This window comes from Bowmanella yangjiangensis, assembly GCF_017255015.1.
Lineage (GTDB): Bacteria > Pseudomonadota > Gammaproteobacteria > Enterobacterales > Alteromonadaceae > Bowmanella > Bowmanella yangjiangensis.
In genome coordinates, this window is record NZ_JAFKCS010000481.1 from 1 (window position 1) to 580 (window position 580).

Consider the following 580-nt stretch of genomic DNA (forward strand, 5'->3'; position numbering starts at 1 on the left):
TGCAGGTCGGCCTGCCACAGGCCTTGCGCATGCAGGCTGCCGACCGTCGCCAGCGCCTCCCCCAGCACCGCCTGCTGCGCATCCGTCAGCACCGGTTCGGCGGCGACGGCCTGCCAGGCCGACCACAGGCTTTGCGCCCCCGAGAGATACTCGAACAGCAACCAGCCGCCCTGCCCCTCGACGAAACCATGCGCCAGCAGCGCCGGCGTCGGCAGCCCCTGCCCGGCCAGCAGGCGGGCGCCATCCAGCTCGCGCTGATAGTGGCGCTGCGCGCGACCACCAACCAGCAGCTTGGCCAGCACCTCGCGCCCTTGCCAGGTGGCCACGCCCACGTAACGCTGGCCCGGCAGCACCCGCAGCCACTCGCTCACCTGCACGGTGGTATCGGCCATCTGCACCTGCAGCGGCAGTGCCGGCGTGCGTCCAGCCTGGCTCAGGTCCCGCAGCGACATCAGCGCGCCTCCTTGTAGCGCTTGCGCGCTTCCAACTGATGCCACCAGGTGTCGACGCTTTCACTGTGGCCGAGGTACGCCGCCAGCAGGGTGCGGACGTTCGCCTCGTTCCAGACGCTCGCGCGACG

General features: G+C 71.0%; 1 protein-coding gene. It reads right to left on the bottom strand.

Going from position 1 to position 580, the window contains the following annotated elements:
* Positions 1-452: BUD32 family EKC/KEOPS complex subunit (locus J0A65_RS25265; protein WP_206596972.1), on the bottom strand; the 452-nt coding region annotated here is incomplete at its 3' end.
* Positions 453-580 lie beyond the last annotated feature (128 nt).